Source organism: Pantoea sp. (genome assembly GCF_028283705.1).
Lineage (GTDB): Bacteria > Pseudomonadota > Gammaproteobacteria > Enterobacterales > Enterobacteriaceae > Pantoea.
In genome coordinates, this window is sequence record NZ_JAPWKD010000011.1 from 1 (window position 1) to 13,291 (window position 13,291).

Genomic DNA, 13,291 nt, shown 5'->3' on the forward strand with positions numbered 1-13,291 from the left:
CCTTCGCGCGCGGCAAACACCACTTCAGGTTGCCGCGCGCGTTGAAAAGGGCGCAGAATGGTGCTAGCTTCAACAGCCAAGGAGGTCGCCATGCTTACGACCATATCGATTGACGACAAGTTGCTGGCCGATGCCAAGGAATTTTCCGGCATCGCAGAAACTGCGTCCGTGGTGGAGCAAGCGCTGACGCTGCTTGTTCAACACGAAGCGGCGCAAAAGCTCATTGCCCTGGGCGGCAGCCAGCCGGGACTGAAGATACCGCCGCGGCGACGCTGGAACGAGGATGGCACTTGGGAGGGAAATCCTGATTGATACTGGTTGATACTTCCGTCTGGATCGACCATTTGCGGAGTCGTGAAGACGCCGTCGAATTTCTACTCAAGCGCAAGCAGCTCTTGCTGCATCCCTTCGTTATCGGCGAAATCGCTCTCGGCAATCTCAAAGACGGCGATGCGATCTTGGATATGCTTTCCAAGCTGCCGCAAGCCGCCACGGCAAGTCAGGAGGAATTTCTGTTCCTCATCAGGCAATATTCCCTGCTGGGAAGCGGCATCGGTTTCGTCGATGCGCATTTGCTGGCGACAGCCAAATTGAAACAGCAGGCGCGGGTCTGGACCCGGGACAAACGGCTGGCCAAAGTCGCCCTCCGTCTCGACGTCGCATACGAACCCTAATTGGGCCGCCGCCGACAGCCCTCCAACAAGGCCATCAGAATTTCGGATAGACTGCCCCGCCAGCAGGTGCGGCTCGCCGCGCGGACACCGATCACCCAAATCGCAGGATCATCGCCACCCGACGCTCGGCACCCATGCCGTGTCCGACTTCCGTAGCCAGCGCCTGGCGCAGCGCCGGCAGCGCATCGCTGGTCGTGATCTCGGTAAAACCGAGCCTGGCGTAAAACGGCGCATTGAACGGCACGAAGCGATCGGTCGTCAGCGTCACGCCGCCGAGCCGGCTGGCGCGGGCGGTTGCGATGGCCGTCGCCATCAGCCGCCGGCCGACGCCCCGGCGTTGCCAGACGCGGACGACGTCGACCTCGTTGACATACAGCGTCCCGTCGCGCTCCATGCCGGCCAGAAAGCCGATCGGCTGGTTGCGGCCGTCAGCGGCGACGAAAAGCAGCTCGTCTTCCAGCGACTGCCGCAACACATCCTGCGGCAAGGCATGCGGCTCGCCGTCGCCATCGCCGCCACGGGCGTCCGCCAGCGTTGCGAAGGCATCCAACTCGATCTCGGTCAGGCGCGGAAACTCCTCCAGCCGGGCCAGCCGTATGATGTAACCCTCGGCCGCAGTGACCGTCATGCCGTCACGCCTCACATGTTCGGATAGACCGGCCCCTCGCCGCCCTGCGGCGGCACCCAGTTGATGTTCTGGTTCGGGTCCTTGATGTCGCAGGTCTTGCAGTGGACGCAGTTCTGGGCGTTGATGACGTAGGTTTCCTCGCCATCCTTCTCCACCCATTCATAGACGCCGGCCGGACAGTAGCGGGTCGACGGGCCGGCATAGATGTCGTGTTCGGAGGATTTCTGCAGCGCCATGTCCTTGACCTTGAGATGGACCGGCTCGTTTTCCTCGTGGTTGGTGTTCGACAGGAAGACCGAGGACAGGCGGTCGAAGGTCAGCACGCCGTCGGGGCGCGGATAGTCGATCTTCTTGTGCTTGGACGCCGGCTCCAGCGAGGCGGCGTCGGTCTTGCCGTGGCTGACGGTGCCGAAGAAGGAGAAGCCGAACAGCGAATTCGTCCACATGTCGAGGCCGCCGAGTGCCACGCCGAGCACCGTGCCGAACTTCGACCACAGCGGCTTGACGTTGCGCACCCGCTTCAAATCCTTGCCGATATCGCCGGCGCGCCATTCGTTCTCGATCTCGACGACTTCGTCATTGGCGCGGCCGGCGGCAATCGCCGCGGCGATATTGTCGGCCGCCAGCATGCCGGACAGCACGGCATTGTGGCTGCCCTTGATGCGCGGCACGTTGACGAAGCCGGCGGAACAGCCGATCAGCGCGCCGCCCGGGAAGGTCAGCTTCGGCACCGACTGGTAGCCGCCCTCGGTGATGGCGCGGGCGCCATAGGAGAGCCGCTTGCCGCCCTCGAAGGTGCCGCGGATGGCCGGATGGGTCTTGAAGCGCTGGAATTCCTCGAAGGGATAGAGATAGGGGTTCTTGTAGTTCAGGTGGACGACGAAGCCGACGGCCACCGTATTGTCCTCCAGATGATAGAGGAAGGAACCGCCGCCGGTCTTCATGTCGAGCGGCCAGCCGAAGGAATGCTGGACGAGGCCGAGCTTGTGGTTCTCCGGCTTCACCTGCCAGAGCTCCTTGATGCCGATGCCGAATTTTTGCGGCTGGCGATCCTTGGAGAGATCGAACTTGGCGATCAGCTGCTTGGCGAGCGAGCCGCGCACGCCCTCGCCGATCAGCACATATTTGCCGAGCAACTCCATGCCGCGGGTGAAATTCGGGCCGGGCTCGCCATTCTTCTCGATGCCCATGTCGCCGGTGGCGACGCCGATGACGGCGCCGGCGTCATTGTAGAGGACTTCGGTGGCGGCAAAGCCGGGATAGATCTCGACGCCGAGGGCTTCCGCCTTCTCGGCCAGCCAGCGACAGACGAGGCCGAGCGAGACGATGTAATTGCCGTGGTTGTTCATCAGCGGCGGCATCAAAAAGTTCGGCAGGCGGATCGAGCCGGCGGGGCCGAGCAGCATGAAATGGTCGGCGGTGACTTCGGTCTTGAAGGGATGGCCCTCCTCCTCGCGCCAGCCCGGCAGCAGCCGGTCGATGCCGATGGGATCGACGACGGCGCCCGACAGGATATGGGCGCCGACTTCGGCCCCCTTCTCCAGCACGACGACGGTGAGATCCGGGTTGACCTGCTTCAGGCGAATGGCCGCCGACAGGCCGGCCGGGCCCGCCCCGACGATCACCACGTCGAATTCCATGCTTTCGCGTTCCGGCAGTTCCAGTGCGTCGGTCATTCCGTCGTCTCCGCTTGGCCGTGCGCGCGGCCTCGTCCCCGTTTTGTCTTCTCTCTTGTCAAAACGGATCGGATTGTCGAGCCGGGATGCGACGCCCACTCCTCCAATTTGCACAATTGACGAAACGAAGGCTTTTCCTGCCGCGCCATCCGGCGCTGGCGGCGCGCGGCCGTCGTTTTCGCTTCAATGCCGCCGGCCGCCGCTCTATATCAGCGCAGACCGCATCGGCAGCTCAAACGAAGGACGCAGACAATGGATCTCGGCATCAAGGGAAAACGCGCACTCATCCTGGCATCGTCCAAGGGGCTCGGCTACGGCATTGCCGTCGCCCTGGCGCGCGAGGGGGCGGACGTGCTGATCTGCGGCCGCAGCAGCGAGCGGCTGGCCGCCAACTGCGCGACGATCAACGCCGAGGGCAAGGGCAAGGCCGACTGGCTGCAGGCCGACCTCAGCCACCCCGACTTCGTCAGGACGGTGACCGAAGGCGTCGCCGAAAAACTCGGCGGCCTCGACATTCTCGTCAACAACAGCGGCGGCCCGACACCCGGCACCACCGAGGACATGACGGCGGAAAATCTCGAAAGCTATTTCGTCTCGATGGTGGCGCGCATCATCACGCTCACCAACGCGCTGCTGCCGGCGATGAAGGCGCAGGGATGGGGCCGGATTCTCACCGTCGCCTCCTCCGGCGTCATCGAGCCGCTGGCCAATCTGGCGCTTTCCAACACTTTGCGCCCGGCGCTGGCCGGCTGGAGCAAGACGCTGGCAACGGAAATCGCCGGCCATGGCGTGACCTCGAACATGCTGCTGCCGGGCAGCATCGCCACCGATCGGCTCGACGACCTGGACGGCGCCGCCGCCAAGCGCACCGGCCGGCCGATGGCGGACATTCGTGCCGAGAAGCAGGCCCGCATCCCCGTCGGCCGCTACGGCCGCGTCGATGAGTTCGCCGCCACAGCCGCATTTCTGTGCAGCGAACCGGCCAGCTACATCACCGGTGCAATGATCCGCTGCGACGGCGGCGCCGCCCGCTCCGTCTGATCGCCAGGCAAACGGAATTGGCCGATCCCGGCGGAATCAGTCGGGATCGGTGCGAGAGGTGAAGGCAAGCCCGGCCATCGATCGCTTGCGCCCCCACCGCCGTGGAGGGGCTGCTTGGCTACCTGGAGTAGAAGGCGCGAACGCGTCATGCCGAAAACTGGCATTTTGTTACCGTTTGGTACTTTTCCGTGGCCAGCAGGTCTCCAAAGCTTTCCAAGTGTTAATTTTTCCTCGGAAATATCTGTGCTAGATTGGCGGCTAATCTTTCTGCATCAATCCTAAACTACATTTGCTCAGCGTTAGCGGTAACAGAAATGTGAAGTGTTGCGACGACGCTGGTGATATCCGCGTTGCTTTCCTCCGCATTTGCCAAGCCGCTTACTTCCGAAACAGCGTTCGCCCGGTATCACACATGAAGAAATTCTGGCTTAGCCTCTGCCTTCTCATCGTCGCCGGCGCGGCGCTCTGGACATACCGGGAACGCATACCTTTTGTCTCTGCCTTGGTCGACAAGGCGTCCGCGGCGCCCGAGAGCACCAGCGCGGCGAAGACCGGCGGCCAGAAAAAACCCTCCGCCCCGATCGTCGTCAAGACCGTGGCCGCCGTCCAGACGACCTTGCCGCTGGACGTCACCGCGACCGGATGGGTGGTGCCGATCGACCAGACGACCATCGCCGCCCAGGAGGCCGGCATCGTCACCCAGATCGTCGCCGAGGACGGCGCCACGGTGAAGGCCGGCGACCTGATCGCCAAGCTCGATCCGCGCACCGCCCAGGCCGCCGTCGACAAGGACAAGGCCTTGTATGCCAAGGACCAGGCAACGCTGGCCGAAGCCGAATCGGCATTGACCCGCGCCCAAAGCCTGCTGAGCGGCAATGCCGGCACGCAGGCCACCGCCGACGAGGCCCGCGAGGCGCGCGACGCGGCCGTCGCCACCGGCGATGGCGACAAGGCGCAGCTGGCCGCCGACCAGGTGCTGCTCGAGCACACCGAGATCCGCGCCCCCTATGACGGCCGGCTTGGCGACGTGTCGCTCAGCCTCGGCGCCTATGTCAGCCCGGGAACGGCCATCGTCACGATCGCCAAGTACGATCCGGCCTATATCAAGTTCAACATGCAGGAAAACAACCTGCGCGAACTGCAGGAGGCGCTTGCCGCCGGCCCCGTTCCGGTGACCACCGTGCCGCGCTCCGACAAGGGCAAGGTTCGCCAGGGCCAGGTCAGCTTCTTCGACAACACGGTCGACCAGACATCCGGGACGATCATCGTCAAGGCCAAGTTCGACAATGCCAATGGCGCCCTGTGGCCCGGCCGGTCGGTCAATGTCGCCGTGCATTTCTCCGATACGGAAAGCTGACCGTCGTGCCGACGGTCGCCGTCAGCCCCGGCCCGGACGGTTTCATCGCCTTCGTCGTCAAGGACAACAAGGTGCATGTCACGCCGGTGACCGTGGCCCGCGCCAACGGCGACAGAACCGCCGTCGCCAAGGGCCTGTCGGCCGGCGACCATGTGGTGATCGAGGGTCAGTCGCAGATCAACGACGGCCAGACGATCAAGGAAGAATTCAGTGATGGCCCGGCGCAGAAAGTAGCGGCGGCCGATGGCGGCAAGACCGAAACGATCGCAGTCGGAGCGCAGCCATGATCCCGAATTTCTGCATCCAGCGTCCGGTCGCCACCACGCTCCTGGCGATCGGCGTCGTGCTGGCCGGTCTGGCCGGCTACCAGCTCATTCCGGTCGCCGCCCTGCCGCAGGTCGACTTTCCGACCATCAACGTCTCCGCCCAGCTGACCGGCGCCTCGCCGCAGACCATGGCGACCTCGGTCGCCACGCCGCTGATCAAGCAGTTCGAGACGATCCCGGGCATCAGCGAAATTTCCTCGACCAATTCGCTCGGCAACACCAGCATCGTCCTGCAGTTCGATCTCAACCGCAGCATCGATGCCGCCGCCGCCGACGTCCAGGCGGCGATTTCGACGGCAACCCGCAAACTGCCGAACAACCTGACGACGCCGCCGAGCTACCGCAAGACCAACCCCGCCGACGCGCCGGTCATGCTGATCGCCGTGCAGAGCGACACGCTGCCGCGCAGCACGCTCGACGACATCGCCGAAAACATCATCTCGCCGTCGCTGTCGACGCTGCCGGGCGTCGCCGAAGTCACCGTCAACGGCGCCCAGACCTATGCCGTGCGCATCTCCGTCGATCCCGACAAGCTGATCGACCGCGGCATCGGCATCGATACCGTCAACACCGCCGTGGTCAACGCCAACAGCCAGGTGCCGGTCGGCACGCTGCAGAACTCGGCGCAGAGCATGACGATCAACGCCGACACGCAGCGCATCAATGCCGCGCAGTTCCGCTCGCTGGTCATCGCCCATCCGAACGGCGCGCCGATCCATCTCGGCGACGTCGCCAACGTCCAGGACAGCGTCGAGAACCAGAACATCGGCAGCTGGTACGACGGCAACCGCGCCATCATTCTGGCCATCCAGCGCCAGCCCGATGCCAACACCGTCGACGTCGTCGACGCGATCAACAAGACGCTGCCGAAACTGCACGCCGAAATGCCGGCCTCGGTGAAGACCACCGTCATGAACGATTCGGCCGCACCGATCCGCGAAGCCATCTCCGACGTCAAGTTCACGCTGCTCCTGACCGTCGGCCTCGTCGTCCTCGTCATCTATCTCTTCACCGGCCACGTCATGGCCACCATCATTCCCGGCCTGGCGGTGCCGCTGTCGCTGATCGCCACGTTCGGGATGATGTATGTGCTCGGCTACAGCGTCGACAACATATCGCTGCTCGGACTGACGATCGCGGTGGGGCTGGTGGTCGACGACGCCATCGTCATGCTGGAAAACATCCTGCGGCATATCGAGAACGGCATGCCGGTGCGCCAGGCGGCCATCCAGGGCTCGGCGGAAGTCAGCTACACCATCATCTCGATGTCGATCTCGCTGATCGCCGTGTTCATCCCGATCCTTTTGATGGGCGGCGTCGTCGGCCGCATCTTCAACGAGTTCGGCATGGTCGTCGCCATCGCCATCGTCTCCTCGGCCATCGTCTCGCTCACCGTCACGCCGATGCTCGGCTCGCGGCTGTCGAGCGGCCACAGCCATCCGCCCTGGCCGGTCCGCATCTTCAACCGCGGCTTCAACTGGACGGAAGGCAAATACGACAAGGGCGTCGCCTGGTGCCTGCGCAACAAATTCGTCGTGCTCGGCAGTTTTCTGGCCTCGGTCGGGCTGTCGATCTATCTGTTCATGACGCTGCCGGCGAGCTTCTTCCCGACCGAGGATATCGGCCGCCTGCAGATTTCCACCCGCACCCGCCAGGACATTTCCTACACGGCGATGCGCGACCTGCAGAACCAGGCCGCCGCCCTGATCCAGAAGAACCCGGCCGTCGAGCATGTCATGTCGGTGGTCGGCGCCAGCGCCCGGCAGACGCTGAACAGCGGCACCATGTATGCCCAGCTGAAGGACAAGCATGACCGCGAGCCGCTCGACCAGACGCTGCGCGAAATGCGCGCCGCCGTCGCCACCATCCCCGGCATCCAGGTGTTCATCAATCCGCAGCAGAGCCTGCGCTTCGGCGGCCGCCAGACGGCCAGCCAGTACCAGCTGGTCATCCAGGCGCTCAGCGCCGACCTGACCAACACCTGGGCCAACAAGCTGCTCACCGAGATGAAGAAGGATCCGAAATTCACCGACGTCACCACCGACGCGCAGAACAAGGCGCTGCAGGCCAACGTCGTCATCGACACGGAAAAGGCGGCCGCCTACGGCATCAACAACAACCTTTTGCGCACGACGCTGCAGGAAGCGTTCAGCGACTATGCCGCCGCCCAGATCCAGTCGACCGGCGACAGCTACGACGTGATCATCGAATATGATGCCAACCAGCCCTGGGACGACCAGAAACTGTCGCGCATCCGCGTCACCTCGTCGAGCGGGGCGCAGGTGCCGCTGTCGAGCTTTGCCCATATCGAGCGCAACACCGGGCCGGTGACCATCAACCAGACGGGCCAGCTGGTGTCGACCACCGTGTCGTTCAACCTGCCGGCCGGCGAAGCGCTCGGCGATGCGACGGCGACGATCGACCAGATCAAGAAGCAGATCAACATGCCGGCCGACGTCTTCACCTCCTATGGCGGCACGGCGCAAATCTTCCAGCAGTCGCAGGGCTCGACGCCCTACCTGATCCTGGCCGCCGTCCTGACCATCTACGTGGTGCTCGGCGTCCTCTACGAGAGTTTCATCCACCCGCTGACCATTCTCTCCGGTCTGCCGGCGGCGGCGCTCGGGGCGCTGCTGGCGCTGAAACTCTTCGGCTTCGACCTGTCGATCATCGCCCTGATCGGCCTGTTGATGCTGATCGGCATCGTCAAGAAGAACGCCATCATGATGATCGACGTGGCGCTGGAGACGCTGCGATCCTCGGACGGCGTTTCGCCGGCCGAGGCGATCCACGAAGCCTGCGTCCGGCGTTTCCGGCCGATCATGATGACGACCTTCTGCGCCCTGCTCGGCGCCCTGCCGATCGCCATCGGCGGCGGTGCGAGCTCGGAGCTGCGCCAGCCGCTCGGCATCGCCGTCGTCGGCGGTCTCGTCGTCTCGCAGATCCTGACGCTGTTCATCACCCCCGTCATCTTCCTGGAGATGAACCGGCTCGACAATTTCGTCAAACGCCTCGGCCGCCGGAAAGAGCCGGTTGCCGAGGAACACGCCCCCACCGCCATTGCGGCGGAATGACCATCGGCCGGCCGCGGGCGATTTCGCGGCCGGCGCCATCTTGCACAGCCAGCCTGCCTATGCGATGACGCGCCCTCTTTGATCAGAGGGCGTTTCGCTTTCAGGCGGGACTTTGCCCCATCCAGACATTTTCGGCAGACAGGAGTGCGAGCATGGCTCAGGCGCTGGGTTTCGACTTCGGCACGACGAACAGCGTGATGGCGCTGGCCGATGGAGCGTCGACCCGCTCCGTCTCGTTCACCAGCACGGCCGGTTCGGCCGACAGCATGCGCACGGCGCTGTCCTTCATGAAGGACCGGCATCTCGGCGCCTCGGTGCTGAAGGTCGAGGCCGGCCATGCGGCGATCCAGCAGTTCATCGACAATCCCGGCGATTGCCGCTTCCTGCAGTCGATCAAGACCTTTGCCGCCAGCGCCCTGTTCCAGGGCACGCTGGTGCATGCCAAGCGCCACAGTTTCGAAGACCTGATGGAAGTCTTCATCCGCCGCCTGAAGGCCTATGCCGGCGACAACTGGCCGTCGGATGTCGGCCGCATCGTCACCGGCCGGCCGGTGCATTTCGCCGGCGCCAATCCCGACCCTGATCTGGCGACGGCGCGCTACAACGAGGCGCTGACGCGGCTCGGCTTTCCGGAAATTCATTATGTCTATGAACCGGTTGCGGCGGCTTTCTACTTCGCGCAGAACCTGAAGAGCGATGCCACCGTGCTGGTCGCCGACTTCGGCGGCGGCACCACCGACTATTCGCTGATCCGCTTCGAGACGTCAGGCGGCCGGCTGACGGCAACGCCGATCGGCCATTCCGGCGTCGGCGTCGCCGGCGATCATTTCGACTTCCGCATCATCGACAATCGTCGTCTCGCCAAAATCGGCAAGGGCAGCCACTTCAAGAGTTTCGACAAGATTTTGGAGGTGCCCTCCTCCTATTACGCCAGCTTCGGCCGCTGGAACCAGCTGTCGATCTTCAAGACCTCGCGCGAATTTCCCGAGCTGCAGAAGCTGGTGCGCACCGCGCTCGAGCCGGAAAAGCTGGAAACCTTCATCGACCTGATCGAGCACGACGAAGGCTATCCGCTCTACCAGGCGGTGTCGGCCACCAAGATGGCGCTGTCGTCCGCCGACGAAGCCGAGTTCAACTTCGCGCCGCTCGGCGCCGCCGGCCGGACGACGGTGAAGCGCAGCGATTTCGACGGCTGGATCGCGCCGGAACTGGCCCGCATCGAGGGCGCGCTCGACGAGGTGCTGGAAAAGACCAACACCGCGGCCGGCAGCATCGACAAGGTGTTTTTGACCGGCGGCACCTCCTTCGTGCCCGCCGTGCGCAAAATCTTCACCGAACGCTTCGACGAGAGCCGCATCGAGACCGGCGGCGAACTGCTGTCGATCGCCCACGGCCTGGCGCTGATCGGCGAGCGCGACGATATTGCCCAGTGGACAGCCTGAGGCGGGGATGGCTGAGACAGGGCAAGGCCGGCCTTTGGCCCTTCCCTTGGCTGGGCCGCTTCGCTAGAGTTCGGCGATGATCTCCGTCCAAGACCTTTCCCCGGCCGAACTCGCCGCGCTTTTGCATTTCCATGCGGATGCCGGCGTCAGCTGGCTGCTGGAGGAGGAGCCGGTCGACCGTTTCGCCGAATTCGCGGCGATGAAAGCGGCGCGGCAGGCGGGCCGCCCGGCGGCCGCGCCATCGCCGGCCCCATCGGCCGCCAGCCAGGTGGCGAACGCCGTCGACCGCCGGCCCACAGCACCCGCCCTGGCTGCGCCACCGAGCGCATCGGCCCGGGCGCCGGCCATTCCCGACGAGCAGGCCATCGACCAGGCGCGCTTTGCCGCCGAGAGCGCCCGCTCGCTGCCGGAACTGAAGGCCGCCCTCGAGGCCTTCAACGGCTGCAACCTGAAGAACAGCGCCCGCTCGACGCTGTTTGCCAGCGGCAATCCGGACAGCGGCATCATGGTCATCGGCCCGATGCCGGGCGCCGACGACGACCGCGAGGGCGCCGTGTTTGCCGGCCGCTCCGGGCTGCTGCTCGACCGCATGCTCGGCGCCATCGGGCTTGCCCGCGACGACATCCTGCTGACCAACGTCATCCCCTGGCGGCCGCCCGGCAACCGCGCGCCATCCATTCCGGAAGTGGATATCTGCCGGCCGTTCATCGAACGGCAGATCGCGCTCGCCGAACCGAAAACCCTGCTGCTGCTCGGCAATTTCACCGCCCGATTCTTTTTCGGCGGCAATGAGACGATTCACGCGCTGCGCGGCCATTGGCGCGATATTGGCGTCGGATCGGGCAGTGTTCCGGCCATTGCGACGCTGCATCCGCAGGACCTTCTGACGGCCCCCATCAATAAGCGCTTGGCCTGGCAGGATCTTTTGGCCTTTCGGCGACGTATTGACGCAGACGCGTAATCGTCTATTTTTTTGGCAATAAATACTTTTTGTGAATTTTGATATGTGATTTTTGCATATCAGTCCGTGCGGCAGCATGCGTTGTGGAATCACGGCTGCACTGCGATATTCAGCCTGCGTCTTGGGAGGAACCGCCATTAGGAACCAAGGCCATGACTATTCGATCGCGTCCCATCCATTGTGGGTTTGAAACCCTCCGCCACGCCAGCGAAATTGCGCGCACCACCCGCGGCTATCGCAGCCTCGAGCCGACCAACGAACAGATAACGGCGCGTGCCACCGGCACAATGTCGCGCCTCGTTCGCCCGACGACGATGTTTGCGGAATTTCGCACCCACTGATCGGCCTGCGCGCCCCGCATGGCTGGGGCGCAACAACGGTGATTGCGTCGAAGCGCCGACAGGCAGAGTTTGACGCAACTCAGCCGAACCACGGAAATCCGATATGTCCCTGCCCTTTGCGCGCTTTTTCAGCCTGTTCGAAACCACCCGGCAGATCGACGCGGCCGTGCGCGCCGCCGCGGAATTCGAGCGCGCCCGCAGCAGCCGCGACCCGGCAAGCGACGACGATCGCGCCTCTGCGGCCGTTCCGCTTTAGGCGGCAATTCCGGGCGGGATTGTCCGCCTATCTCATCCGACAGGGGATAGCGGCTTTCTGCGGCAGGCGGTGTCGCGATTGATTGCGCCTCGATCGTGGGATAGAGGACAATGCATCGTCCGCCTTCCCTCCCAGCCAACACCCGGAATTTGCCATGCTGGCCAGCCTGATCTCGATCGCCAGCCTGATGCTGTCGACCCTCCTGATGATGGTCGGCCTGGGACTGATGAACTATGTCGTGCCGATCCGCTCGGTCGCCGAGGGCTGGTCGACCTTCACCATCTCCTTCATCGCCACCGGCTATACGCTCGGCTTCACGATTTCCTGCATCATCACGCCGATGTTCGTCAAACGCGTCGGCCATGTGCGCGTCTTCGGGGCGCTGATCTCGCTGCTGGCGATCGGCATCCTGCTCTGCGCCCTGCTGGTCGACTGGCGCGCCTGGGTGGCTTTCCGCTTCATCAGCGGCTTTGCCATCGCCGGCGCCTATCTGATCATCGAGAGCTGGCTGAACGAGCGCGTCACCAACGCCAATCGCGCCACCATCTTCTCGGTCTACATGATCACCTGCCTGGTCGGCTCGATCGGCGGCCAATATCTGGTGCCGCTCGGCGATCCGAAGTCGACCTCACTGTTCATCCTGTGCGGCATCATCTTCGCGCTCGCCATGCTGCCGACGGCGCTGTCGACGGCAAAATCGCCGACGCCGATCGCCCAGGCGAAATTCGATCTGCCAAAGCTGTATCGGCTTTCGCCCGTAGCCTTTGTCGGCTCGCTGCTATCGGGCGCCCTGTCCGGCACCTGGAACAGCCTGGGCGGCGTCTATACCCAGATCGTCGGCATGAACACGGCGCAGGGCGCGACGCTGCTTGCCTGCGTGCTGGCCGGCGGGGCGATCTCGCAGATGCCGATCGGCCGAGTGTCGGACATGGTCGATCGCCGCCTGGTCATGATCGTCTGCGGCATCATCGGCGTCGTCGCCTGCGCTGTCATGACGCTGTTCGACGTCCATTCGATCATCGCGCTTTATGTCGCCGCCTTCTTCGTCGGCACGGTGCTCTATCCGGTCTATGCGATCAACGTCGCCCACGCCAACGATCGGGCCGCCCCGGACGAATATGTGACGATCTCCAGCGGCATCATGATCCTCTACGGCCTCGGCACCGTTTTCGGGCCGCTCCTGGCCGGCGCGATGATGCAGGTCGGCGGCACCTCGGGCCTGCTGTGGTTCCTGGCGCTGATCTTCGCGCTCTACGCCGGCTATGCCGGCTGGCGCACGGCGATCCGCAAGGTCGGCGAAGGGCGTATCGACAAGACCGATTTCAAGGGCATGCCGATCCCGGTGCGCGGCACCGAAACATCGGTGCGCAATGCCTCGCCGGACGATCGATCTGCCTGAGATACTCGGGCGACCTGCAAAAATTCAGGAATTTTAAACGGCAATCGCAAATTGCCGCGATCGGAAGTTATGGCTTTAACTTTAGTTCAGATTTTAATGTAATCATATTGAATAAA

General features: G+C 64.0%; 13 protein-coding genes. 11 read left to right on the forward strand and 2 right to left on the reverse strand.

The annotated features are described in order from the left end of the window. Nucleotides 1-90 precede the first annotated feature (90 nt). Together PW844_RS07105 and PW844_RS07110 are read left to right on the forward strand one after the other, a co-directional pair. Nucleotides 91-312 carry a type II toxin-antitoxin system VapB family antitoxin gene (locus tag PW844_RS07105; protein WP_299449767.1) on the forward strand — a complete coding sequence of 74 codons (222 nt, stop codon included), beginning with the start codon at nucleotides 91-93 and terminating at the stop codon, nucleotides 310-312. Further along, the gene (locus PW844_RS07110) at nucleotides 309-674 is read left to right on the forward strand and encodes a type II toxin-antitoxin system VapC family toxin (RefSeq protein ID WP_299449769.1); all 366 of its coding nucleotides are present in this window, start codon (nucleotides 309-311) and stop codon (nucleotides 672-674) included. The genes PW844_RS07105 and PW844_RS07110 overlap by 4 nt, the downstream gene beginning before the upstream one ends. Before the next feature lie 91 nt (nucleotides 675-765). Here the strand turns inward: PW844_RS07110 and PW844_RS07115 are convergent, their stop codons facing one another. Beyond that, nucleotides 766-1,302 (reverse strand): GNAT family N-acetyltransferase, encoded by a 537-nt coding sequence (locus PW844_RS07115; protein WP_299449771.1) that lies wholly within the window; start codon nucleotides 1,300-1,302, stop codon nucleotides 766-768. 11 nt (nucleotides 1,303-1,313) lie between these two features. Beyond that, nucleotides 1,314-2,978, reverse strand: a complete 1,665-nt coding sequence (locus tag PW844_RS07120; RefSeq protein ID WP_367187751.1) for a 4Fe-4S dicluster domain-containing protein — start codon at nucleotides 2,976-2,978, stop codon at nucleotides 1,314-1,316. A 252-nt stretch (nucleotides 2,979-3,230) separates the two neighbouring features. Between PW844_RS07120 and PW844_RS07125 the strand changes: the two genes are divergently transcribed. The 9 genes from PW844_RS07125 to PW844_RS07165 all read left to right on the forward strand — a co-directional run bounded on the left by PW844_RS07125 (nucleotide 3,231) and on the right by PW844_RS07165 (nucleotide 13,175). Then, entirely contained in the window at nucleotides 3,231-4,019 is a 789-nt protein-coding gene (locus tag PW844_RS07125; protein WP_299449772.1) for an SDR family oxidoreductase, read from the forward strand. 412 nt (nucleotides 4,020-4,431) lie between these two features. Further along, nucleotides 4,432-5,376, forward strand: a complete 945-nt coding sequence (locus PW844_RS07130) for an efflux RND transporter periplasmic adaptor subunit (protein WP_299449774.1) — start codon at nucleotides 4,432-4,434, stop codon at nucleotides 5,374-5,376. Between the two features lie 5 nt (nucleotides 5,377-5,381). Then, on the forward strand, nucleotides 5,382-5,663 hold the full coding sequence (locus PW844_RS07135; RefSeq protein ID WP_299449776.1) for a hypothetical protein: 282 nt from the start codon (nucleotides 5,382-5,384) through the stop codon (nucleotides 5,661-5,663). Beyond that, nucleotides 5,660-8,776 carry an efflux RND transporter permease subunit gene (locus PW844_RS07140; protein ID WP_299449779.1) on the forward strand — a complete coding sequence of 1,039 codons (3,117 nt, stop codon included), beginning with the start codon at nucleotides 5,660-5,662 and terminating at the stop codon, nucleotides 8,774-8,776. Before PW844_RS07135 ends, PW844_RS07140 begins: the two co-directional genes overlap by 4 nt. A 152-nt stretch (nucleotides 8,777-8,928) precedes the next feature. Then, entirely contained in the window at nucleotides 8,929-10,218 is a 1,290-nt protein-coding gene (locus PW844_RS07145; protein ID WP_299449781.1) for an Hsp70 family protein, read from the forward strand. 76 nt (nucleotides 10,219-10,294) lie between these two features. After that, nucleotides 10,295-11,179 (forward strand): uracil-DNA glycosylase, encoded by an 885-nt coding sequence (locus PW844_RS07150; RefSeq protein ID WP_299449783.1) that lies wholly within the window; start codon nucleotides 10,295-10,297, stop codon nucleotides 11,177-11,179. Between the two features lie 152 nt (nucleotides 11,180-11,331). Beyond that, nucleotides 11,332-11,520 (forward strand): hypothetical protein, encoded by a 189-nt coding sequence (locus tag PW844_RS07155; RefSeq protein WP_299449785.1) that lies wholly within the window; start codon nucleotides 11,332-11,334, stop codon nucleotides 11,518-11,520. A gap of 103 nt (nucleotides 11,521-11,623) precedes the next feature. Further along, nucleotides 11,624-11,776, forward strand: a complete 153-nt coding sequence (locus tag PW844_RS07160; protein ID WP_299449787.1) for a hypothetical protein — start codon at nucleotides 11,624-11,626, stop codon at nucleotides 11,774-11,776. 154 nt (nucleotides 11,777-11,930) lie between these two features. After that, nucleotides 11,931-13,175 carry an MFS transporter gene (locus PW844_RS07165; RefSeq protein WP_299449789.1) on the forward strand — a complete coding sequence of 415 codons (1,245 nt, stop codon included), beginning with the start codon at nucleotides 11,931-11,933 and terminating at the stop codon, nucleotides 13,173-13,175. The last annotated feature ends 116 nt before the right edge of the window (nucleotides 13,176-13,291 follow it).